Origin of the sequence: uncultured Parabacteroides sp. (genome assembly GCF_902493135.1) — a bacterium.
Taxonomy (GTDB): Bacteria; Bacteroidota; Bacteroidia; order Bacteroidales; family Tannerellaceae; genus Parabacteroides.
Window position 1 is genome coordinate 111081 of the sequence record NZ_CABUOD010000008.1, and the last position, 26240, is coordinate 137320.

The 26240-nt window shown below is 42.5% G+C and carries 13 protein-coding genes; 11 read left to right on the plus strand and 2 right to left on the minus strand.

The annotated features are described in order from the left end of the window. Positions 1-117: 117 nt before the first annotated feature. The 4 genes from RDN79_RS05620 to RDN79_RS05635 all read left to right on the plus strand — a co-directional run bounded on the left by RDN79_RS05620 (position 118) and on the right by RDN79_RS05635 (position 7945). Positions 118-1782, plus strand: a complete 1665-nt coding sequence (locus RDN79_RS05620; protein WP_308572971.1) for a RagB/SusD family nutrient uptake outer membrane protein — start codon at positions 118-120, stop codon at positions 1780-1782. A gap of 139 nt (positions 1783-1921) precedes the next feature. After that, positions 1922-4399, plus strand: coding sequence for a hypothetical protein (locus tag RDN79_RS05625; protein WP_298554640.1), 2478 nt, complete (start codon positions 1922-1924; stop codon positions 4397-4399). A gap of 32 nt (positions 4400-4431) precedes the next feature. After that, positions 4432-6297, plus strand: coding sequence for an FAD-dependent oxidoreductase (locus RDN79_RS05630; protein ID WP_308572968.1), 1866 nt, complete (start codon positions 4432-4434; stop codon positions 6295-6297). 196 nt (positions 6298-6493) lie between these two features. Then, complete coding sequence (locus tag RDN79_RS05635; RefSeq protein ID WP_298554247.1) at positions 6494-7945, plus strand: alpha/beta hydrolase fold domain-containing protein; 1452 nt, start codon at positions 6494-6496, stop codon at positions 7943-7945. Positions 7946-7993: 48 nt separating this feature from the next. Here the strand turns inward: RDN79_RS05635 and RDN79_RS05640 are convergent, their stop codons facing one another. Next, positions 7994-8692: an RNA polymerase sigma-70 factor gene (locus RDN79_RS05640; protein WP_374044485.1), complete on the minus strand. Its 699-nt coding sequence runs from the start codon at positions 8690-8692 to the stop codon at positions 7994-7996. A 34-nt stretch (positions 8693-8726) separates the two neighbouring features. On the opposite strand from RDN79_RS05640, the gene RDN79_RS05645 reads away from it, so the two are divergent. The 7 genes from RDN79_RS05645 to RDN79_RS05675 all read left to right on the plus strand — a co-directional run bounded on the left by RDN79_RS05645 (position 8727) and on the right by RDN79_RS05675 (position 24832). Then, positions 8727-9659: a FecR family protein gene (locus RDN79_RS05645; RefSeq protein WP_298554240.1), complete on the plus strand. Its 933-nt coding sequence runs from the start codon at positions 8727-8729 to the stop codon at positions 9657-9659. Between the two features lie 227 nt (positions 9660-9886). Further along, complete coding sequence (locus RDN79_RS05650) at positions 9887-13237, plus strand: TonB-dependent receptor (protein ID WP_374044486.1); 3351 nt, start codon at positions 9887-9889, stop codon at positions 13235-13237. Positions 13238-13249: 12 nt separating this feature from the next. Beyond that, positions 13250-14932 carry a RagB/SusD family nutrient uptake outer membrane protein gene (locus tag RDN79_RS05655; protein ID WP_298554234.1) on the plus strand — a complete coding sequence of 561 codons (1683 nt, stop codon included), beginning with the start codon at positions 13250-13252 and terminating at the stop codon, positions 14930-14932. An 83-nt stretch (positions 14933-15015) separates the two neighbouring features. Beyond that, positions 15016-18141, plus strand: coding sequence for a glycosyl hydrolase (locus RDN79_RS05660; protein ID WP_298554231.1), 3126 nt, complete (start codon positions 15016-15018; stop codon positions 18139-18141). 26 nt (positions 18142-18167) lie between these two features. Further along, complete coding sequence (locus RDN79_RS05665; RefSeq protein ID WP_308572970.1) at positions 18168-20027, plus strand: FAD-dependent oxidoreductase; 1860 nt, start codon at positions 18168-18170, stop codon at positions 20025-20027. A 954-nt stretch (positions 20028-20981) separates the two neighbouring features. Beyond that, the gene (locus RDN79_RS05670; RefSeq protein WP_298549880.1) at positions 20982-22541 is read left to right on the plus strand and encodes a hypothetical protein; all 1560 of its coding nucleotides are present in this window, start codon (positions 20982-20984) and stop codon (positions 22539-22541) included. Between the two features lie 8 nt (positions 22542-22549). Next, positions 22550-24832 carry a helix-turn-helix domain-containing protein gene (locus RDN79_RS05675; RefSeq protein ID WP_298549881.1) on the plus strand — a complete coding sequence of 761 codons (2283 nt, stop codon included), beginning with the start codon at positions 22550-22552 and terminating at the stop codon, positions 24830-24832. Here the strand turns inward: RDN79_RS05675 and RDN79_RS05680 are convergent. Next, a complete protein-coding gene (locus RDN79_RS05680) occupies positions 24829-25989 on the minus strand; it encodes an MFS transporter (protein ID WP_298549882.1) in 1161 nt (386 codons plus the stop codon). The genes RDN79_RS05675 and RDN79_RS05680 overlap by 4 nt on opposite strands. Positions 25990-26240 lie beyond the last annotated feature (251 nt).

The window sequence follows — 26240 nt, forward strand, 5'->3', positions numbered from 1 at the left end:
AAATTTTCTATATGTACCGCATCTCTATTCATGCTTATGTCGTGTGTCGATCTTAATTTAAATCCTCTTTCTGAAGGATCAAGCGAGAATTGGTATTCTTCTCAAGCAGAAATAGAAATGTCTTTGAATGATTTCTATCGTACGGATTTTTTCCCGATTGACGATATGAAATGGGGAGATGATGTGACGGCTCGAAATGAATCATCAGAGGTGAATAATGGTACATTGACTTCTGAAACTAAAAAGATTTCCGATCGTTGGGAGAATTATTATAAAGGTATCGCTCGTGCTTTGCGTTTGATCAATAATATGGATCGTGCACGTGCTATGGGTGTGTCGGAAACAAACATCGCACAATATGAAGGTGAAGCTTATTTCTATATGGGATATGCTTACGGTATGTTGGCTTTTCATTGGGGAGATGCGATCTTGGATAAGGTGGGTATGAGCTTGGATGAAGCCTATACCGCTTCCCGATCTCCGAAAGCCGATGTATTGGCTTACAGCTACGAATGTTTGGACAAAGCTGCCGAACGTTTACCGAACAGTTATTCAGGTATTCAACGTGCCACGAAAGGGGCTGCTTATGCTTTTAAAGCAAGGATTGCTATTTATAATGAAGATTATGCTACTGCTGCCACTGCTGCCAAGAGTTGTATGGATTTGAATGTGTATAAATTGCATGGCAACTATCAGGACTTGTTTACGGCTTCCTGGTCTGACGAATGGATTTTCTTCTTCCGTGGAGATGTGACGTTGAAAAAATATTATTGGGCTGCGGGTGATGTGTTGAATAGCATATCTCGCCTTTCAGGAGGATGGGGTGGACAAAAAGCTCCATCTTATGAATTGGTTTGTGCTTATCCTTGTATTGACGGTAAACCGATCGATGAATCTCCGCTTTATAACCCGAAAGATTTTTTTGAAAATCGGGATCCGCGTATGGCCATGACGATTGTTCCGTTTGCAACAGCATATAACAAGAGTGTGTTGGATGGGACGTATGATCCGAATGATTATAAGTGGTTAGGGTATGAATATTCTCCTTCTCCTATTAAAACAACCGTTCAGAGAATTTCTGACGGTGCACAGGTGGGAAATAATGATTCTAAAGCAAGAGCGGAACATGCTTCCTATACTGGTTTATTATTTAAGAAATATGTCGATGATTCATTTTTGGAAAATGGTAAAGCAGGTGCACCGACTACTTATCCGATGCTGCGTTATGGCGATGTCTTGTTGATGTATGCCGAAGCGATGAATGAGATGAACCAGTGCAACCAAGAGGTTTTGGATGCTACGATTAATAAATTGCGTGAAAGAGCTTATAATGGAACAGGGCTTGAATATCCGAGAGTAATGGAAGGAACGCAGTCGCAGTTGCGTACGATTATCCGTACCGAGCGTTTCATTGAAATGGCTTGGGAAGGTCATCGTTATAGCGATTTGATCCGTTGGAAGATTGCCGGTAAAGTATTGAATCGTCCGATTTATTTCTTGAATCGTGCATGGTCCGGCAATACCTCTTGGGACGGTAATGAAAGTACCGTTTCTGCTGAATATAAGCAGTTGATTCAGAATTGGAAAGACGGTAACTATCCGATAGGTGGTGTTCCGCAGATCGATGAAGACGGTATTGCCGATTTGAGCGAAATGGCGAAAAAGGGATATATTACCGTGGCAACCGAACGTGTGTTTGATGAAAGTCGTGACTACTTGTGGCCGGTACCTGCTGCAGACAGACTTATCAATGAAAATCTGTCGCAAAATCCGAAATGGTAATGGTTGTGGAGTTAAAATAAATTCCGGTTAGTAGGGATCGGTGTTTAAATAGTTAATATCTTGGGGCTTCTCTGTTTATATCGTCATATAGAATATGAGGAGCCCTTTTTATGACATTTTACCTAAAATAGTAGATAATATGAAATTGAATGTAGTTGGATTATTGGCCGCCTTTTCTTTGTTGGGTTGTACGGCGCAGAAAGATGTCAAAAAAGTGCCGGATTCCATATCCGGTATTTATCCTCGTTTGGCTTATTATAATAATGAAGGCGAATGCGGTACGGGGGCGGTCGTGCCTTGGGCGGATCGTTTGTGGGTGATTACTTATGGACCTCATCTGCCGAATGGCTCTTCTGATAAATTGTATGAAGTAACATCAGATTATCAACAGATTATACGTGATGAAAGCATTGGAGGTACACCCGCAAACAGAATGATTCATAAAGAAAGCAATCAACTTTTTATAGGTCCTTATGCGATTGATAAAACAGGTAAAGTTCGTGTTATTCCATATACTGTCATGTCCGGCCGTCATACAGGTAATGCCCGTCATTTGACAGATCCGTCAAATAAGATTTATTACGGGACAATGGAAGAAGGATTCTATGAAGTGGATGTGAATACATTGGAAGTAAAAGAATTGTATCAGGATGGCAATAAGAAACAACAGAAAAAGAATGATACGGATGCCGGGCCGATAAATGCGTTGTTACCGGGAGTACATGGTAAAGGGTTATATTCCGGGCAAGGCTGTATGTATTTTACCAACAATGGAGAAGGGACACAAGAAGCATTGAAGAAGTTTGATGTGGAGGCTGGCGTTTTGGCTGAGTGGAATGGAAAAGAGTGGAAAGTGGTTCGTCGTAATCAATTTGTCGAAGTGACGGGGCCGGGTGGCATTTATGGAAATACAAATCCGGAATCAGATCCGATTTGGGCAACCGGTTGGGATTATAAATCGGTTATTTTAGGTGTACGGGATGCTCAAAAAGGATGGTCCTTTTATCGTTTGCCCAAAGCCAGCCATAGCTATGACGGTGCGCATGGATGGAATACGGAATGGCCGCGCATTCGGAATGTCGGGACAGAGTCTCAACCTGATTATCTGATGACGATGCATGGAATGTTCTGGCATTTTCCGGGAATGTTTACAGCTGATAATTCAGCCGGTATCCGTCCGCGTTCCGCTTATTTGAAAGTGATTGGTGATTTTACCCGTTGGAACGATCAATTGGTTTTCGGTTGTGATGATTCGGCTCAGAAAGAATTTTTGAACAAACGAAAAGCAAAAGGAAGTATAGAGGGACCTGGTCAATCGAACTCAAATCTGTGGTTTACCTCTTTGACAAGACCGGACGAATTGGGACCGGCAACCGCCGAAGGTGCTGTTTGGGCAAAGGAAAGCGTGAAGGCGGGTGAAGCCTCTGAACCGTTCCTTTTCGGTGGTTGGGCACATCGTTTCGGTTGGGTGAAGAATGAAGGAAAACAACCGGTGATCTTTACTTTTGAAATAGACGAAGCCGGCAAAAATGAATGGAAGACTTTGAAGAGTATAACGGTAAATGCAGGAAAGTCGGTCTCCGTTCCTTTTACTTCAGCCGAAAAAGGAGAATGGATTCGTGTAAAAACGGATAAGAATACGTTGGCAACCGTTAGTTTCAACTATACGACTGCCGATAATCGTGTGGCCTCTTCTGACCCGATTTATCAGGGTCTGGCGCCTGTCGACCAGAATACGGTTACCGGTGGCCTGCTCTATGGACTGGGGGACAACCGCCGTGCTTTGGGGCTGTTGGCGAATGTTACGGAAAACGGAAAGACATCGGAAGTCGGTTATTATGAAATGGGTGAAGAATTGAGTTTGACCCGTAAGGAAGATCAGAAGACGGCTGATTTTATTCGTACGAAGTTTGCCATACCGCAACAGGTTGTTTCGATAGAAGAGGGTTCAGTATTGATTGTAGATGATTTGAATCGGCGTTGGCGTCTTCCTTTGGGAAATGAAATGTATAAGGATTTGACCAACCAAGGTGTACTGCGTGTTTGTCGGGAAGTGGCAACGGAGCGTGATATGTTTTCTTGTATGGGTACTTTTTATGAACTTCCTGCGGAGAATGCGGATGGATATGCAAAAATTCGTCCAATATCAACTCATAATTACCGCATCAATGATTATGCTTCTTACCGAGGTATGCTTGTTTTGACAGGTGTGACACCTGAAGAGGGTAAAGAAAATCCGCATATTATAGTTTCGGACGATGGAAAAGCAGCTGTTTGGGTAGGGGTTATCGATGACTTGTGGACATTGGGAAAACCGGTAGGCCAAGGTGGCCCGTGGAAGAATACAGATGTAAAAGCAGGTGTTGCTTCTGATCCGTATCTGATTGGATTCTACGACAAGAAAGAGCTTTCGTTGTCGCACCAGTCTGATAAGAAAGCCGTCATTACGGTTGAAGTGGATCCTACCGGCAATGGTGATTGGATGGAATATGCCACTTATACAGTACAGCCGGGAGAAAGGTTCGTCCAGCAACTCCCTGAAGCATTTCAAGCAAGATGGATTCGTTTTGTATCGGACACGGATACGAAAGCAACAGCTTGGTTGAATTATAAATAACATGTATATTTGTCTTTCTAAATATTAATATCATGAAGACTCGTGTAATTTTATCATTATTATTTTTGTTGAGTTTGGGAACTGTCCGAGCGGCAGACCTTTTTGTCGAAGCCGAAAGTTTTAGTAACAAGGGAGGTTGGAAGGTCGACCAGCAGTTTATGGATTTGATGGGGTCTCCTTACCTTTTGGCGCATGGGATGGGTGTACCTGTCGATGATGCCTATACCGAGGTGACTTTTCCTGAAAAAGGAGAATATTATGTATATGTTCGTACCTATAATTGGACATCCCCGTGGAAAAAAGGCGAGGGACCCGGAAAATTCAGTCTGTCAGTCGGAGGAAAGAAGATGACCTCCCCGTTGGGAGCGGAAGGTTCTTCCTGGATGTGGCAGATAGCCGGAAAGGTGTCGGTCAAGAATCTGAAAACCGTGATAAAACTACATGACTTGACCGGTTTTGACGGCCGTTGTGATGCGATCTATTTTACAACGGAAGAAGGGAAGATGCCTCCAACGGGACTGAAGGAGTTGGAAGTTTTTCGCCGTAAAGCCCTGGGATTGCCGGATGAAGCCCCGCTTGCCGGAGAGTATGACCTGGTTGTAGTCGGAGCCGGTATAGCAGGAATGAGTGCGGCCGTATCTGCCTCCCGCCTGGGGTGTAAGGTCGCTCTGATCAATGACCGCCCTGTGGTTGGTGGAAATAACAGTTCGGAGATACGTGTCCATTTGGGAGGCCGTATCGAAGAAGGGACTTATAAGGAACTTGGCGGTCTGCAGAAAGAATTCGGTCCGGAAAAGGGAGGAAATGCACAACCTGCGGAATATTATGAAGATCAGAAGAAAATGGATTGGCTGGCAGGTGAAAAGAATGTATCTCTTTTCCTGAACTATCGTGCAATAGGGGTGACAAAGGAAGGCGATAAGATCACATCCGTTGTAGTCAAACACATCGAAAGCGGCGAAGAACTTGAATTTAAAGCACCTCTTTTCTCAGATTGCACGGGAGACGGTACAATCGGTTATTTGTCCGGTGCAGATTATCGTATGGGGCGTGAAGGCCGGGATGAATATGGTGAAAGCATAGCCCCAGAGAAAGCGGATAAGATGACGATGGGTTCTTCCGTCCAGTGGTACTCGGTCGATAATAAGAAATCGAGTCCTTTTCCAGAGTTCAGCTATGGAGTGGAGTTCAACGAAAAGAATTGTGAAAAGGTGATGATGGGAGAGTGGACTTGGGAAACAGGTATGAACTTCGACCAGATCAAGGACTTCGAACGCATCCGTGATTATGGCATGTTGGTCGTCTATTCAAACTGGAGCTATTTGAAAAACCGTATGAAGGAAAACGACCAGTATAAGAATCGTAAGTTGGGTTGGGTAGCTTATGTAGCCGGCAAACGTGAATCTCGTCGTCTGCTGGGTGATTATATCTTAAAGGAAGACGATGTCACGAAAAACGTGTTCCATGAAGATGCCTCCTTCGCCACGACTTGGAGTATCGATTTGCATTGGCAGGATCCGAAAAACAGTGAACATTTTCCGGGCAATGAGTTCAAAGCTGTTACGAAGCATATCCTGATCCATCCGTATGCCGTCCCGTATCGTTGTTTGTATTCTCGTAATGTGGATAATCTTTTTATGGCGGGTCGTAATATCAGTGTGACTCACGTAGCCTTGGGGACAGTGCGTGTGATGCGTACGACGGGAATGATGGGAGAGGTAGTCGGCATGGCGGCATCATTGTGTAAGAAATACGGAGTGGAACCGCGTGGTGTTTACCGTTCTCATCTGGAAGATTTGAAGACATTGATGAAGGAAGGTGTGAACAAGAAAGGACTGCCGAATAACCAGCGTTATAATGAAGGCGGCATGTTGAAAGACAAACCGGTTGTCCAATAATATTTCAATGCCAAGAAGGTGTGTCAAAAGAAAATCCTGCTTACAATAGACATAATTTAGGCACGGATTTCACGGATTTACACGGATAAATTTATTATCATTCCGTGTAATCCGCGTAATCCGTGCCTAAAGATCGTGATAAAGGAATTTTGACATACCTCCTTGCTTCATATATAATCTTGCAAACCTGAAAATCATGAAACATAGGTCTCTTTATTTATATCTGTTATTTTTTTCTTTACTGTGCGGTACCGTTGCTGCTACCGAACAGGAGAAAAAACAGGAACGCTTTACCCTGATGGGATTAGGTGATTCCATTACGGAGGGAGCGGATTTTTTCACTTGCTATTTGTATCCGCTTTGGGAGAAATTGTTTACAGCCGGGTATCAGTTTGACTTTATCGGTCCCCGTGAGAGCAAATGCCGGATCGGGACGCTTAGTCATTGTGGTTTCAGCGGCAAGAATGTAGAGTTTTTAGAGTCTAAGATCGACAGCCTCTACCGGCTTTATCCGGCAGATGTCGTATTGCTCCATGCCGGTCACAACCATTTTGCGGAAGAGAAACCTGTTCCCGGAATGATTGCTTCTTACAAGTCTATTATCAACAAAATACAGGCGATCAACCCGAATGTCCGTATTTTGATTGCCCAGGTAATACCAAGCGGCAAACTGCCTAAATATTCGTATATACCGGAATTGAACGAGAAGATAGCGGAAATGGTTGCCGGATTAAACTCCGGACAAGTCTTTTTGGTCAATCAGGCCCAGGACTTTAACTGGCAAGACTATACCGTACATGATAAAGTACATCCTAATAAAGCTGGTGCGGAGAAGATGGCGACTGTCTGGTTCGAAGCTCTGAAGAACGTACTGGCTTCATCGGAGACGGTGTTCTCTCCTGAAATCGTCCGCTATAAAGCATTAGCAGATGGGGATTCCCTAACACTTCACATCTTCAAGCCCCGGAATAGGCAGGCAGGGGAAAAAAGGCCGGCCATTGTGTATTTCTTCGGAGGAGGTTGGAAGTTAGGTACCCCGATTCAGTTTTATCGTGAATGTGCTTATTATGCTTCGAAAGGAATGGTGGCCGTATCGGTTGACTATCGTATCGGATATCTGCATCATTCTACTCCGTTCGAGAGTTTCGAGGATGCCAAAGATGCGATATGCTGGTTGCGTAGCCATGCTTCTGACTACCGGCTTGATCCGGATAAGATTGCCGTAGCCGGTGGTTCTGCCGGAGGTCATTTAGCTGCCGCACTCGGGACGGTCGGGAGTGACGAGGCTGTTCCGGCTGGTTACAGGCCGAACCTCTCCGTGTTATATTATCCGGTTGTAGACATGGTTTCGCGCGGTAATGGTTTTCCGGAAATCAAGAGGAATTTTGAAAAAATTTCACCGATCCATCATGTGTCGGAAACAACTCCCTCCACTCTGATATTGCTTGGCACGAAAGATCCGATCGTATCGGTCGAAACAATCGAGACTTATCAGGATAAACTTTTGCAGAAGGGAGTGGATTGCGAACTCCATCTCTTTGAAGGTGCCGGTCATCCGATCTTCCTATACAGAAAGCCGCTTACGGAAGACTACTATAAGGTTCGGAAGTTGACGGATGGTTTTTTGAAAAGACAGGGGTTCCTGTAGTTTTGTTTTTTCTAATTAAGATATTGATAAACTTGGGGTTATTGTGAATTATGAGATATAGTTAAAAAATAGTAGGAATGGAAGATAGTCTTTCAATTCTTTTTTCAGAATGTCAAGTGCTTTGTTCCGATAGCGTTCTACCGTACGAACGGAAACTCCCATTGTTTCAGCGATTTCATCCATGCTTTTTCCTTCCATCCGGCTCATTTCGAAAGCTATTCTATATTCCGTAGGCAGTTTGGCCAAAGTCTGTTCTAACAACGTTTCCAGTTCATTTAACATATATAGGTCTTCTTCCCCGTTTGAATAGATCGGGGGATTATTAATAATCTTTTTTTGATAGTCCTGTATGTATCCTTGTTTTCTTAGATAGTTCAAACTTAAATTTTTTACACAGGTGACCAGGTAGTTTCGAGCGGAAATATTAGTTGATATATACTTCCTCTTCTCCCAGATATTGAAAAAAACATCTTGCACAATATCTTCCCGTACATCCCGATCCTCTATGTAGCGTTTGGCAAACAGACAAAGAGCTGCATAATAATGTTCAAACAAAGAACGATATGCAGCTTCGTCATCATTTACGGAAATACTCCATAGGAGATGATCTATATCGGGTATATTGGTGTTTTTCATTTTAAATAGAAGTATTTTATATTTTTTGTGATGTTGGCAAAAATAGCGAAATATAAGAAACGTAAAAATATTTTTAAAAGAAAAAGATAAAAAGTCTGTCGGGTTTGTCATCCCTGTGTGTCTATTAATAAAAGAGGATAGAAAAATGACAGAACATACAGATAATATAAAAGAAACGATTCGAATAGCTAAAGCGATTGAGAATGATATTCGTGAATATAAATCTTTCGATGTACAGGCGGCATATCAAAAAAACAGGAAGAGATTGGATATTGAACGGAGAAAATATCCTTTGACTTTCTATATATCGCGGATTGCAGCCATTTTGTTGTTACCCTTAATCATATCGACAGGGGTATTATCTTACTTATATACCCGGCAGTTGAAACAGGCCGATGCTGTTTCTTATTTGGAAGCTTTTTCTGCTCCGGGAATTGTTACCCAAGTCTTGCTACCGGATAGTTCAAAAGTTTGGTTGAACGCAGGGAGTTCGCTTCGGTATCCATCCCGTTTTACAAAAAAGGAAAGAAATGTCCAATTGAATGGTGAAGGATATTTTGAGGTGCAGTCGGATAAGGAACACCCTTTTTATGTCTCTTTGGACAATGGAGTAAAAGTCAAAGCACATGGTACTAAATTTAATATAAATGCATATAAAGAGGAGCGGGTTATGGAAACGACATTGGAGACCGGACTGGTGGATGTCATATCTGCTTCCCGTACTGTATGGTTAAAACCGAGCGAGCAGGTCTGTTATGATAAGGAAGATAGACGTTTTACGATTAGTGTCGTCAATATTGAAGAGAAGACAGCTTGGAAAGAAGGTAAACTGGTTTTTCGTAATGCGACCCTTGAAGAAGTCGTGAAAAAACTATCCAGAAGATATAACGTCGATATCGTGTTACATCGGGAAAGCCGGAAAGACTATAAATTCAGAGCTACTTTCTCATCGGAAAATATTACCCAAATATTGGATTATCTGCGTATGGCAGCTCCGATAAGTTGGTCGTTTGCAGATATGAAACAACAGCAAGATTATACTTATCCGCGCCAACGGATAGATGTTTGGCTGAAATAGAAATATGTCGAATTTTTTAAAGAAAGGAGAAATGATTATGAAATAGAGCTTAAATCGATATAAAGAAAAAACAAGGCAAGTATAAGCGCCAACTCATACTTGCCTAAAAAGAGAAATAACTAATTAGGTACGACGCCAATCGTACAAAAGTTTTTAAATCCAAATACAAAGTTATGAATTTTTCAAGATCAGTAAGGGGAAATATCCCATATTATTTACTTAAATTGATGCATATTATGAGAGCAAGTTTGCTTTTACTATTTATTGTGATTGCTCAGCTACATGCCGAAAATTTGTATTCGCAAAATACAGTTATCAATTTATCACTTCAAAATGTGACAGTCGAACAAGTTCTGGACCAGATTGAGAAAGATACGGAATTCTCGTTTTTGTTTACAGACAAATCTGTTGACACGGACAGAATAGTCAATATGAATATTCGCTCGAAGAGTCTTGACGAGATATTACATGTTTTGTTTGATGGCACAGATGTGAATTATCGTATTGTAGACAAGCAAGTTATTTTATCAAAGAAGGAAATTGATACTGACGGTGTAAATCAATCCAAGCACTTGGTTGGCGTGATAAAAAGTGTCAATGGTGAGCCTGTTATTGGTGCCAATGTCATAGAAAAAGGAACGACCAATGGCACGATATCTGATATGGATGGGAAATTCTCACTTAATGTAGCATCTGGTGCTACATTAATAATAACCTATATAGGTTATGTTTCGCAAGAAATAAAAGTAGACGGTAGCAATTCTTTATCGATCGTATTGAAAGAAGATTCGGAAATGCTGGATGAAGTCGTTGTTGTCGGTTATGGAACAATGAAGAAGAAAGACTTGACCGGAGCGGTTGGTTCCATTGGTGGTGATTTGATAGCAGATAGAAAAACAATGCAGTTGTCTTCCGCATTACAAGGGTCTGTTTCCGGAATGATGGTGACTCGTAATAATGGCGCTCCCGGTGCTTCTTCGGCTATTAAAATCAGGGGAATTACGACAATTGGAGATAGTAACCCGTTAGTAATAGTGGACGGAGTTCCTGTTGACGGTATTGATATGATCAATCCGAATGACGTTGAAAATATATCTGTGTTGAAAGATGCTGCGTCTGCATCGATCTACGGATCCCGAGCTGCGGCCGGAGTCATACTGATTACTACAAAAAGAGCTAAAGATAACCAGCTGTCGTTAAGCTATTCATTCGAATATGGATTTGAAAAACCGACAGAACTTCCGAAGTACGTCAGTCCGACAAGATTTATGCAGATGGAAAATGAGTTACGTTGGAATGATGCAGGTAATGGAAATAACGAGTATCCGGTTTATTCCAAAGAGTTGATCGATAACTACTATGACCTGCATGCACAAGATCCGGATGCTTATCCGATCACAGATTGGGTCGATTTGGTATTGAAAAATACAGCTCCTCGCCAAAGTCATGTGTTCAATGTCGCAGGAGGTACGAAAGTGGTTAAGACAAAAGCTTCTTTTGCTTATGACAAGGTAGATGGATTGTATGCTAATCGTTATAACGAACGTTTTACGTTTCGGGTAAATAATGACTTCTCGATAAATAAATATATTAAGGCTTCTTTAGATTTTAACTATAGAAGAGCGAAGTCGGAAAAGCCTATAGAAGATCCGTTCAATTCGGCGGATGCGATCAGTGTCATTCCTTCTATTTTTGCCGGTTTGTGGAGTGATGGCCGCTATGGGGCAGCTCGGACAGGTGGTAATATTTATGCAATGGTCAAAGAAGGAGGAACCAGTGAATGGTGGGCCAATCAATTGGGAGGTAAGGCCTCTATTGATGTTACTCCATTTGATGGTTTTAAGATATCGGCTGTATTTTCTCCGACTTTTAATTTTGATAAGGGGAAAGAGTTTAGGAAATCGATTCGATACTACGATGCGAAAGACCCGTCATTGGCTTTAGGATATATTGTCCGTTACAATACTACAAATTTGAAAGAGACTCGTAATGATTCACATCGTTTATTGGGGCAACTGATAGCTTCTTATGAGAAATCATTGGGCAGGCATAATCTGAATCTGATGGCCGGTTATGAAGTGTTTTATTCTTTTACGGAAGGACTGACTGCTGGTAGAGACAATTATTTGTTGAACACTTATCCGTATTTGAATCTGGGGCCGTTGGATTACCGTAACAATGCAGGGAATGCTTATGAAAATGGTTACCAGTCTTGGTTCGGACGTCTGATGTACAATTATTCTGAAAAGTATCTGCTTCAATTTAATATCCGTCGTGACGGTTCTTCTCGTTTTCATTCGGATTACCGTTGGGGAACTTTTCCTTCTGTATCAGCCGGTTGGGTTGTTAGTGAAGAACCGTTTATGAAAAAAGCGAATATAGATTGGCTTTCATTTTTGAAATTGCGTGCTTCTTGGGGTATGTTGGGTAATGAGCGTATAACGGATAGTAATGGAAATCAGATTTATTATCCCTATCAATCTTCAATAGGATTTAACAATATCCTGTTTAATCAAGGAGGAAAGATTGTTTCCTCACAAGGTGCCGCTCAAAGTAAATATGCGATCAGGGATATTTCTTGGGAAACGACTGAGTCGGTCGATTTTGGATTGGATGCAAATTTCTTGGATAATCGTTTGCGTCTTAGTGGAGATTATTTCAAGAAAACAACGAAAGATATGTTATTAGCATTGGAAATCCCCAGTTATGTCGGGTATAGCAATCCTGAAAAGAATACAGGAAAGATGTTCACGAAAGGATATGAAATAGAAGTAAGATGGAGTGATCAGATAGGAGATTTGTATTATTCCGTTTCAGCCAATTTGTCTGATTTCGTTTCTAAAATGGGGGATTTGGGCGGTACGGAATTTCTTGGAGATCAAGTGAAAAAGAAAGACAGCCAATTTAATGAATGGTATGGCTATTTGTCGGATGGTATCTATCAGACGCAAGCGGATGTGGATAATTCTCCTAAATTGAATAATAGCGTGAGGCCGGGTGATGTAAAATATAAGGACATAAGTGGACCGGATGGTGTGCCGGATGGAAAGATTTCACCGGAGTACGATCGTGTCTTGTTGGGTGGTTCTTTGCCCCGTTATATGTTCGGAGGTAATGTACAGATGGGGTATAAGGATTTTGATTTTTCGCTTGCGTTCCAAGGTGTCGGTAGCCAGAATGTCCGTATGACGACCAACATGATACAACCTCTGCCTGCTAATTGGGGAAATGTCCCTCTGATACTGGATGGTAATTATTGGAGTGCTTATAATACGGAAACTCAAAACTTGCAAGCCAAATATCCGCGTTTGACTACGACGAATGCGGGTGGCAATTATGCAATGTCAGATTTTTGGTTGTTCAATGGTAGATATGTTCGTCTGAAAAATATAACATTGGGATATACGTTACCGGGTAGTTTGACTTCCAAAGTAAAGATCAGCAGAATCAGATTTTATATAAGCGCAAATGATCTGTTCTCTATCAATAAGTATCCTCATGGATGGGATCCTGAAACCGGAGCTTCAGCTTATCCGATAACGTCCTCTTATCTTTTAGGTGTTTCAGTTAATTTTTAAACGATGGTTGATATGAAAAAAATAGTGTATAGCCTGTTGGTGGCGTGTTTGTTTGCCTGTAATGATTTAGATATGAATCCTCTTTCGCAGGGATCTAGTGAGAATTGGTACTCGGATGAAATTGAATTGACTATGTCTGTCCGAAGTTTATATGCTACTAACTATTGGACTTTGGATGACGATTCTTATACTGATGACTGGACAAACCGTACTGACTTGTCTCCGATTCTATCAGCAACAATTAATGGACAGTCCGGTCAAGTGACTTCTCTTTGGACCAATTCGTATCGCGCAATAGCTCAAGCAAATACGATTTTAGACAATTTGCCGAAAGCCGAACAGAGCGGGGTCTCTGCAAAAGTGGTGGAACAAAGTAAGGCCGAAGCTCTATTTGTTCGTGCAGCCCAGTATGCAAGATTGGTATCTCATTTTGGTGATGTCGTTTATGTCACGACTTCTATTGCGGATCTGAACGAGGCTTTTAAAATGGGAAGAACTGATAAGGCGACTATCATAAAAGGTGTTTATGATGACTTTGACCAGGCGGCAGCCCACCTGCCTCTCGAATATTCCGGTGAAGAACACGCGACTAAGGGGGCAGCTTATGCGATGAAAGCACGTTTTGCTTTGTATAACGGCGATTATGAGATAGCTGAGGAGGCGGCAAAAAATTGTATGGCTTTAGGAATATATGAGTTGAATCCAGATTTTTCGGAACTGTTTTATTGTGGAACGAAAAATTCGAAGGAATTTATTTTTGTAAGGCCTCGATCTGTCGAATTAAACTCGGTTATAGGTACGCAGCCTTATCTGTCGAGAAACGGAGGCGGCTACGCTCAATATGATCCGTCTTGGGATTTGTTTTGTTCTTTTTTGTGCATAGATGGCAAGCCGATAGATGAATCTCCTTTGTTTGATTCGCATAATCCTTTTAAGAATAGAGATCCGCGTTGCTGTGCTACGATTGTGGAATTTGGAACGGCTCATGTCGGTTTTATTTACGAACCTCATCCCGATTCGTTGTATGTGATGAATTTCAATACAGGTATGTTGGAATTGAATAAAGATACCCGTACAAATGGTCAATATGCCTCTTACAATGGTCTGATATGGAAGAAGTGGGTAGACGATAGTTATACTCAGAACGGTTATACGGCCGATAAAAATGAGATAATCATGCGCTATGCGGATGTTCTGTTAATGTATGCAGAAGCTTGTATCGAACAGGGAAAAGTTGATCAGTCCGTATTGGATGCGATCAATGCCGTCAGGGCGAGGGCGTATGGAGTCAATAAATCCGCAGTGGATAAATACCCATCTGTAACGACTTTGAGTATCCCGGAACTCCGCAAGACTATCCGTTTTGAAAGACGTATGGAGTTCGCTTTTGAAGGGTTGCGCTATATGGACCTGATTCGTTGGAAGTTGGCGGAAAAAGCGTTGAACACGAATATATACGGAATGCTGGATCCGGCACCTTTACGGGAGAATGTGGTAAATAGAGGTCTGTGGTTTTTCCCGGAAACCCCGGAGGTCGATGAAAACGGTTTGGTCGATTTTACGAAAATGTACAACCAGGGACAGATAAAATTGTTGATTGAACGTAAATTTGATGCAACCAAACAATATCTGTGGCCGATCCCGACTAAAGAGATCTTGATAAATGATAACCTTAAGCAAAATGCCGGTTATTGATAATGATGACAAGAGCTGTGTCGAAATAAGGATCAGAATATGAATTTCGACACAGCCCTTAAATAATAATAAAGAAATATCAGATGAACCGATTATATAGTGGATTAGTATTGCTTTTGTCCTGTATGTCCGTTTTGCATGCAGGGGAAAGAAAGAGTGGAAACTCTTTTGAGGAATTAAAAAAAGAATTCGAGATCGTTTCCTCACGATATCGTTCCGTCCCGTTTTGGGTGTGGAATTATAAAGTTACCAAATCGGAAATAGACAGGATGTTGTCTGATTTTAAGGAAAAAGGATGTGGAGGTGTATTTGTCCATCCTCGTTACGGTATGGTGACGGAATATTTGTCGGACGAATGGTTCGATTTGTATAGCTATACGATCGAACAAGGGGAGAAGTTGGGACTTGATATTTGGCTGTACGATGAAAATGCCTATCCGAGTGGTTTTGCTGGAGGTTTACTGCCAAGCCGGATGCCGGAGTCGTATACGCAGGGGCATGGTCTGATGCCTTACAAGATGACCCGGTTGCCAGAAGATTATCGCTCTTATTTTATTATATTGGAAGAACGACAGGGCGAGTTTTTTGATATTTCTGACTCCGCATCGGCTTATGTTGGCAAAAAAAGCAATTTTATCCTTTACCGGAAAACGTATGCGATAGATAATACGCAACCTTCAAGGGCTTGGTATGCAGGGTTTACTTTCACTGATTTATTATTGCCGGGAGTAACGGACAAATTTATAGAGATAACGATGTCTGGTTATGAAAAAAACTATCGCTCTAAATTCGGGAAAAGCATTAAAGGTATTTTTTCTGATGAGATTAATATACGTTCTTCCGGTGGAATTCGTTGGACACCTGACCTGTTCGAAGTTTTCCAACAACGATATGGATATGATTTGCGGCTACATTTGCCCTCTTTACATTTGCAGATCGGCGATTGGAAAAGAGTGCGTTATGAATATGCCAAACTGTTATCGGATCTTTTTATAGAAAGATGGGCGAAACCTTGGTATGAATATTGTTCGAAACATGATTTGATTTGGACCGGGCATTATTGGGAACAGACTTGGCCACGCATTGAACAGGTACCCGATAATATGGCGATGAATGCGTGGCAACAAATGCCTGGTGTCGATATGTTGTCTAATTCATTTGATGAGAAAAGTACTTCCGGTATGTTTGGTAATGTCCGCGTTTTGAAGGAGGCTAAGAGTGCTGCTAATCAGATGGGGCGTGAACGATTTTTGTGTGAGGCCTATGGTGGCGGCGGTTGGGATATGAGTCTGAAAGATTTTAAACGACATAGCGATTGGCTCAACGTGATGGGAGTGAATTTTATGAATCAACATCTTTCACACATGAGTTTTGTAGGTGTTCGTAAGTATGATTGGCCTCCTATGTTTTGTTCGATTGCTCCTTGGTGGAATGATTATAAGGTGCTGAATGAATATACGGCGAGAATGTCTGCCGCGTTGACTTTGGGAAAACAAAAAAACAATATATTGGTATTGGAACCGACCACGACAACTTGGATGTATGCTCAACATACCGGTAATGAGGGAAATGAAATGGCTCAGAAGATTGCAGATTCATTTCAGTTTTTTGTGACGACACTGTCAAAAAAACAGGTCGAATATGATTTGGGTTGTGAGCATATTATCGAAAGCAAAGGGAGAGTGAATGATGGCAAATTTATAGTTGGAGAGTGTGCGTATGAGACGGTGGTCATCCCCCGGTCGGTGGAAAATATGAGTCGGACATGTTTCGGATTGCTACAGTCTTTTGTCAGACAGGGAGGGAAAGTCATCACCTGTTCCCGACCGGACCGTATAGAAGGGATACGCTCGGAAAAGATAACGAATTTTTTTCGGGATGAACCGGTTATCTATTTTGAAAACCAAACGGATGAACGTCTTTTTGCCCTTCTTGATAGCCCTTCCATCCGTTTTAAAAAAACAGAAGGGGGCAATTTCTACCATTTGAGAAAAGAATATGAGGATGGAGAGCTTCTGCTGGTAACCAATTCCTCTTTGTCGGAAACATCTTCTTTCTCTATTGAAATGAAGGGGAGATCAATCGTTGAGCTGGATGCGTTTTCCGGAGATATGTTTTTGTACCCGATTGAAATGAAAGGAGGCAATGTGTCGTTCTCCGGTTGTTTGGAACCTGCCGGAAGTCGGTTGTTCTTTATTTCTCCGGAAGAAAGGAAAGGATTGAAAACAAGGAAGATATTTATTGGCAAAGGGGCTGAATTGGAGGCTTCTTGCAAGATGAAAACCAAACGGCTTCGGGATAATGCGTTGATTATTGATTATCTGGATCTGAAACAGAACGGGACAGTACGTCAGGCTCACTATTTTATGGATGCGAATTTCGATGTTTTCCGGGCGGCCGGTTTCAAAGATGGGAATCCGTGGTTTCGGGCTGTTCAGTTCAAGCAGGATATCGTGAATAAGGATGTTTCGGGAGCTCCGGTATTTTCAACTGTTTATTCGTTTGAAATTACGGAAAGCTTGAACGACTTGTCTTCGTGTAAATTATTGTGTGAAAGGGCTTATTTGTACGATATAACGGTCAATGGGCAACCGGTCGACAAGGTGGGGGCCTCTTTTCTGGACGAGGATTTTAGTTTGATACCTATTGCTTCTTGGCTACATACCGGAATAAATACAATCGAGATGACGGCGAAAAAGTTCTCGGTCGATGCAGAGATCGAACCGATCTATATTTTGGGTGATTTTTCTGTCGTCTCTAAAGACAATAAATGGGTGATAGCGGATGAGTGTCCGGTCGATTATCCTGCATCCAACCAAGAGATCGGCGCTCCGTTTTATCCTTGGGAAATATGTTATGTGAAGTCTTATCATTTGAAAGAAGTAAAAGATTCGTATTTGCTATCTGTTCCGAAATGGAAAGGCAGTGTTCTTCAAGTATGGATCAATGGAGAAAAATCCGGAATCCTGTTTACGGAACCTTACAGATTGGACGTTACGGATTTTATGAAACAGGGCGATAATGTGATTGAATTGAGGGTTGTCGGTTCAATGGATAATTTTTTTGGTCCGCACCATAGCCGGAGCAAAGGTTCGACTCCTCCTTGGGATTGGCAGAAGCATAATGGAAACAACGATGCTGATGGATATATCTTGACGGATTATGGTTTATTGGATGATTTCGACTTGCTGAACATCAAATGTGAGTAATTTTTATATAGTGTAGTATATTGATCATGAAAACGTTTTTATCATTATTATTTTTGTTGAGTTTGGGAACAGTCCGAGCGGCAGACCTTTTTGTCGAAGCTGAAAGTTTTAGTAACAAGGGAGGATGGAAGGTCGACCAGCAGTTTATGGATTTGATGGGGTCTCCTTACCTTTTGGCGCATGGGATGAGTGTACCTGTCGATGATGCCTCGACCGAAGTGACGTTTCCTGAAAAGGGCAAGTATTATGTGTATGTCCGTACTTATAACTGGACTTCTCCGTGGACAAAAGGGGAAGGTCCGGGCAAATTCAGTTTATATGTCAGAGGAAAGAAGATCGCCTCTTCCTTGGGAACGGAAGGTTCTGGTTGGATGTGGCAGGCAGCCGGAAAAGTATCGGTAAAGAAATTAAAGACCGTAATCAAACTACATGATTTGACGGGATTTGACGGTCGTTGCGATGCAATATATTTTACGACGGAAGAGGGTAAGATGCCACCATCGGATTTGAAAGAGTTGGAAGCATTCCGTCGTCAAGCATTGGGATTGCCGGATGAAGTACCGGTTGCCGGCAAATATGATTTGGTAGTCGTGGGAGCCGGTATAGCCGGAATGAGTGCGGCAGTATCGGCCGGTCGTTTGGGATGCAAAGTGGCCTTGATCAACGACCGTCCTGTGGTAGGGGGTAATAACAGTTCGGAGATACGTGTCCATTTGGGTGGTCGTATCGAAGAAGGGACTTATAAGGAACTTGGCGGTCTGCAGAAAGAATTCGGTCCGGAAAAGGGAGGAAATGCACAACCTGCGGAATATTATGAAGATCAGAAGAAAATGGATTGGCTGGCAGGTGAAAAGAATGTATCTCTTTTCCTGAACTATCGTGCAATAGGGGTGACAAAGGAAGGCGATAAGATCACATCCGTTGTAGCCAAACACATCGAAAGCGGTAAAGAACTGAAATTCGAGGCACCTCTGTTTTCTGATTGTACGGGAGACGGGACGATCGGTCATCTGGCGGGGGCCGACTACCGTATGGGGCGTGAAAGTCGTGACGAATATGGTGAGAGCATCGCTCCTGAGAAAGCAGACAAGTTGACAATGGGTTCTTCCGTCCAATGGTATTCAGTGGATGACAAGAAACCGAGTCCTTTTCCGGATTTCAGTTATGGAGTTGAGTTCAACGATAAGAATTGCGAAAAGGTGATGATGGGAGAATGGACGTGGGAAACCGGCATGAACTTCGACCAGATCAAGGACTTCGAACGCATCCGTGATTATGGCATGTTGGTCGTCTATTCAAACTGGAGCTATTTGAAAAACCGTATGAAGGAAAACGACCAGTATAAGAATCGTAAGTTGGGTTGGGTAGCTTATGTAGCCGGCAAACGTGAATCTCGTCGTCTGCTGGGTGATTATATCTTAAAGGAAGACGATGTCACGAAAAACGTGTTCCATGAAGATGCCTCCTTCGCCACGACTTGGAGTATCGATTTGCATTGGCAGGATCCGAAAAACAGTGAACATTTTCCGGGCAATGAGTTCAAAGCTGTTACGAAGCATATCCTGATCCATCCGTATGCCGTCCCGTATCGTTGTTTGTATTCTCGTAATGTGGATAATCTTTTTATGGCGGGTCGTAATATCAGTGTGACTCACGTAGCCTTGGGGACAGTGCGTGTGATGCGTACGACGGGAATGATGGGAGAGGTAGTCGGCATGGCGGCATCATTGTGTAAGAAATACGGAGTGGAACCGCGTGGTGTTTACCGTTCTCATCTGGAAGATTTAAAGACGTTGATGAAGGAGGGTGTGAATAAGAAAGGGTTACCGAATAACCAGCGTTATAATGAAGGCGGCATGTTGAAAGACAAACCGGTTGTTCAATAATATCAGTGTGCGTTATCCACTTCATCTCCTAAAAATCATGAAACCATAGATATCTTCATTTATTCGGGGTTCTTGTATAATATTGCTTATTTTACAATATTATACATCCTTTATAGATAGCACTGAAATCCCGCTTTTGAGCCAGAAAAAGTAGTTTTTCGGTATGAGGTGCGCAGTTTATTGTGACGACGACCGTCTTTGTTTCCATGATGACCGTCTTTGTTTCATATGAAGATGGACTTCGTCACGATGAAGACGGTCTTTATCATAACGAAGACGGTCGTCGTTGCAATAAAGACCCGAAAATCGTTTTGGATATTCGGATTCGTCCCCTGACTTTTTTGCTACAAGCCATTCTCCGATAGTTCAGGTTTTTCGGAATGTCGGTTTTCCTCTCTTTTACTTGTCATAAAAACTGCATATATCCATTATCTGCCGACTCCGTATTTTCGATTGCCACCAAAACTGGATTAGCCGTGTAAAAATGTCAAGCCAAAATGATCGGTGTTTTGGATCGAAATAGAAAAAGTTCCAAATTGGGGTTATTGTAAATTACGGGATACAGTTAAACAATTATTCTATCCGCTTGTGAAGGAAATGAATATGGATAACGAAGGATAAAAAATATGTTGAACTCGGTATGCCGTATGACGGTACTCAACGGACAATTTCTAAAAAGGCCTGTTTTCCCAGAGTAAGGGACAGGCCTCTTTTTTTTTGGTCTTTCTTAAAATATCGTTGGAATATTTTTGTGCTTGGGATTAAATGAGTACTTTCGAGCTATGTATATAATTTTTTGAGAGTAATTAATGGAGTAATAATCTTATTTTTAATATTATAACTATGATGAGTGATGTAACTGTCCTTGAAAAAGAAGCGCCGACAACAGAAAAAAAATTATCTGATAGTATTGTGGAAAAATTCGCTTCTGTATTTCAATCCTGTAATATTGATATGAACTTGTTGGAGGAGAATAAAGTCTCACATTATCCAGCTTCCGATGTATTGTTGAAAAAAGCCCGCTTCCTGTATCGGAATCAGGAGATTGGATGGGTCGAGGCTTTGGCTGCTTTTCAAGAAAAACATGGAGATTGTTTGGCCCAGGATGGAAAGGATGCCGCTAAAGCTTTGGAGAAGGCCTTCGAAGTTTGCCGGTGGATGGGAGAAGGATCGGACTATCTGCAGACGGCTTACCAGAAGAGGGCGGATGAAAAAAGAACCGAACTGTTTGCCAAAATGGATCGTCTTTCCTTGCAACTAAAAGCTTGCCGTTGCCTGTCGGATGGAAAGGCGAATGAATATATGAAAGCTGTTTTGCATAAGTTGGAACAGAGCGGTAATTTATGGCATGTGCATGATGAGATCCAAAAGATATATTATCTGCTGTCATACGATCTGACCGGTTTTTCCCAGAATCTTCCGGTACTGATCGATATCGTGTACAGGCTGATTACCAATGGTCTGATGACAGAAGAGGAATGCGATGATTTTTCCGGCGTATTGAAACGGAAAGCGAAGGAGATGGATGATAAGGTATCTGAATATTGGTTCTCCGATGATTGGGAAACGCTCCATCCTCTGATAACCGAGTCGGTCCGTTTACATACTTTTGTCTTCTTGATCTGCGGACAATGCCGGCAAAAGGGGGATGACCTTTCACTAATTGCTGCCCGTATATGCCGTTATCTTTCCCGTATACCGTCGCCGTATAGTGAACTGTTGAAAAATAAATCCTATACTTTGCTCACAGGTGAGAATACACTGGGTGACCGTATCCGGTGGGAGCATCTCCGGCATTTTGACGAGATAAAGATTCTGGAACGCCTCATCATGATACAGGCAGACGACAAGGCTTGTCTTTTCCCGGAAGATAGCAAAAAGTGGAGGCAATGTCGGAATGAAAAAAATATGATTACGCTCGATAACGACGGATTTACGTTGAGTCCGCTGGTCGAACTGGAATGCAACTCATGGAAAGGACGTAAAGACCGGGCTGCTGTGTTGAACAACCGTCTATTTGTCGCCTCTTTTAGCCGGTTATCATTGAATTTTGATGCTTGTAAGAATATCCGTGACTTCCGTTCCTATTGGAATCTGGTTGCGGAAGATTATCCTTTGTCGCAACCCATGTCTTCTCCGGTTTTTGTGGATACCGTATCAGAGGAGAAAGAGATCGAGATTCCGGAGATCGAGATGGAGGCGGAAGAAGCCGAGACAGACTATTTCCTGCGTCCGGATCAACGGGTCAAGGTCCGGATCCTGCATATCGACAAGGAAGACATGTCTTTGAAGATGGAAATTATAGATGCCCCATATCGGGGAATGAGAGCTTGTCTGCCGTTCGCTTATATAAATTCATGCTATTATATCATTCCTGGTTTTATGGATATGTTTGCTGTCAACGAAATATTCCGTGCGAAAGTAAAGAGCGTGGAAGGAAGTGAAATCAAGCTTTCCCTGATACAGGATTTCAATGAGTATATGTATCCGGATTGTGTCAGGAAAAAAATCTGATAGGCAAAGTGATCGATATAGCAGAAGGCAAAGTCTGGTGGTTGCTTTCTACCGGCACGACGGCGACAACAGCCAATTCACATAAGAAATATAAGGCCGGTAACTTCTATAAGGTGGAATATGGAGGTTTATCGACGGATAAATTGAAGAATACGATCAAAGTGTTGTCTCATATCCCCTGTCCGGACGAAAAAAGCTTTTACAATAATGTATTGGAAAATTTGCGCAGTTTCTTTTTCTTTATGACAAAAGAAGTGTTGAAAGTCAATAAAGAGCAGGAAGAATTACAACGTTTGAAAGAAAAAAACAATCCTTTCTTTGTCGCTTTTCAAAGTCTGAACCTTGAAATTCCGGAAAGCGCTCCTGACGAATCGGCCCGGACTGATGAAATGCCTGAAAGTGAGAATGAGAATAAGACGGTAACTTCCGATATATATGAGGAACCGGATAGGATAACGGTAAGCCAGTTGAAGGAACTTATTTATTGTGTAGATGCGTTGATAAGCGATGATGAAGATATATGTGGACGTTTCAATGCTTATAATGCCCTGATATTTCTGTGCCGTTTTGTGGGGAACAGAGAATTGGCTGATTATTACGGCCTTTGTTCCGACTATATATATTGGGTCAATTCTCTGGACTCCGAATTGTTGAAAAACAGGGGAGGAGTTGAATGCCGGCAAACTTTTAAGGGGTTATCGGACCGTATGGGAGCGTTGGATATGGATCGGTACAGCCTGCGTTTGCGTAATAACAAACAGGTTATACGGTTGTTACAGACTTGGTTCGACTCCCGTTCCCTGACTTCCGTCCAGTCCGATTTGCAATCGTTTATGCAAAATCAAAACCGTACGGTAGCCGAGTTGGCACGCTATTTTAATATCATGTCCTATCTGAAAGAAAAGGATTGTGAGCTGCAGGAGCTGATTTGCGGGAATATTAATGCTTTGCTTGGTTGTAAAGTCCGGGAGAAAAATCCTAAAGTCTACATTCCTGTATTTTTCGGCCATGAAGGAGTCGAAAAAGAATTCAAGACATCTGCATTTATCCATGCCGACAAAAACGCGACTGAAGAACAGAGCCTTGTCCTGGCTCGTGTGATTGCTTCGTTCATGAACACGGAAGGGGGAACGCTTTATATCGGAGTCAATGATAAGGGATATCTGACCGGACTGGACCAGGAGCTGAGGTTTGCCCATAATGACAGCGATGTTTACCTCCGTTCTGTCAATCAGAATGTGATCAGGCTATTAGGGAAAAAAGAAGATCGGGATCGTTATCAGGCGTACATACGTTGCCGTTTGTATGAATATGAAGACGGACGTCTGGTTTTGGCGTTTCGAGTAGCGCCTATCAATGAAGTGGTAGAGGTGAAAGGTGAAGTATATACGCGTTCAGCCAGTTCCAATCTGATCAAACCGGTTGGCAATGTAGCGGATTTTATCAAGTTGCGCCATCGGCAAAAGCTGGATTCTGTTCCTAAGATGCCGGAGTTTCCTGCGTATTTTAGTGCGGAACGGAATGAATATATTTTTGATAAACGTTCTGTGGTCCCTGAAATGACAGCGGTTCAAGAGGTGGAAGCGGTTGCTCCGGTTTTGCCCGTAAACGAAGATAATGTCCAGGAAAAGGCTTTGCGCACTAAAAATGCAAACACTCAAATTAATTTAGGAATCCGGACATCAGCTCTGCGTTGCAATCCTTTGCAAAAGAAGCATGACCTGGGATACACGCCCAACCATGTCTTTGTCTCCTTGTTTAAAAATGGCAAAATAGCCTGTTCCGTAAGTCCCAAGATCGGAAAGTGGGGAGGAGAAGGGGGAAGTGTTATTTTCTCTTATAATCCGGAAGACAAGGAAGATTTGCTGGTTACGGTTTTTAAGAATGGCGAAGTTGGCCTGTCCAATCTGAAAAAGGGAATGTCACAACCGAATACACTTTTTGCTTTTGCCGGTTCGATCGATGATATCCTGTTTATTTCTCCGGCTCGCAATACGGATTTTCTGCTATTGATTTCGGATAAGGACGGTGAAAAGCGTTACCGCATTGTCCCACTCGATACGCTTGAGAAATCAATGTCTATACAACCCAAGAACAATCTTGTCCTTGTACCGGAAAAAGGCATTTTTGTTTTTGCCGAGATCTTGATACCGGAACTGGTGAACAGCCTTGACGATGAGAAAGCATATCAGGACACTTTCGATCAGTATTGTGCCGGACGTCTTTGGGAGCATAATTCCTATATCAAGAATGTAGACAAGATAAGCGCTTTGTGCAATGTCCCCTTTTAACTTGTTTCTTTTCTGAATTGCAACCCTAAAAACACCCCTCCCGGCAGCAATATGATCCCGGCTGAAACGAGCAGGGCTATCCGGAGGGAATACATGTCATTCAGCCAACCGATAAAGGGGGCGATAGCGGCGAACATCAGGCGGATAATGAAGTTGCGGATGGAAAGCACTGTCGCCCTCATGTCGGAAAAGGTCATCTGGTTGATGTAGCCTTTGAGGATAGGGGTGGCAAAACCGCGGAAAATATAAAAGACAAGCAGGATGGCAAGTCCGGCATAGGTAAGGTTGAAAGCGAGCGCGACATATCCGCCGACGATCACCGCGAGGATAAGGATTCCCATCTTACGCGGGCCGAAATAGCTGTCCACACGGTCTGACCAGAGAGCCGCAAAACCGACGGTCAGATTCAATACGGTCCAGATGATGCCATACCAGGACACGGGAGTTTTCAGATACATCAGCACCGGCTGCACAAACCAGGCCATCGTGAGGGTTGCCGCCCCGATGATCCCGGAAAACATGATGTTATAGCAAAGTTTTTTGTTGGTGACTAATGAATATTTGATGATTCGCACGATCTCATCGACCGGATTCTGTATCTTGTTGGAACGGTTGACCTCCTTCAGCGCGAATGCCGCCGGGATGCCGGTAAAAGCGATGATTGCCTGGCCATAAAAAGGCAGACGAAGGGAATAAGCCGCCAATAAACCGCCGAATATACCCGCCAGCGCTTCGGCGAAATTACCGATCATCGTGATCCGTCCCTCGTATCGTAAGTATAAATTTTCTTTTTTGTATTGGACGGTAGTGTCGTATAATAGTGCGGAATCCGCCCCGTTCACCAGCGTTTGTCCTGTGCCCAACAAGATTTCGGCGAAAAGAAAAGCCGTGAATGTCGAGGTGAACGAATAGCACAGATATCCGAAGAAGAAAAGGATACATCCCAATATCAGACATTTGCGGCGTCCCCAGACATCAGCCAGATAACCCGAAGGAATTTCCAAAGCCACTGCCGCTACCGAATAAACGCTTTTCAGGATGAAAACATCCTGTAGTCCCAGTCCGTGCTTTTCATAGAACAGCACGATGATCGGCATGACTAAAGTGAACCATTTGGACAGTTTGATCAGATAGAGAGCAAGTATATTTCGTTTCATGGTGCAAAAATACAAAATATATGAGAGAGTGGACTAAACTCTGGCCGGGGTTGTTGTTATTGTCTAATTTTCAAAAATACCCGTTGGTTTAAATCGAAACGGTACTGCATGAAAATTGGATTACTAACCCATATTTTTGAAATGGGTCTTGTTCACTTTTGCTGCCTTATACACAAATCATCATTCTTTTGAGTAGTTCTATGCTTCCTCGTCCATAACACATTCTTTTAATCATCTTTAATTTGTTGACA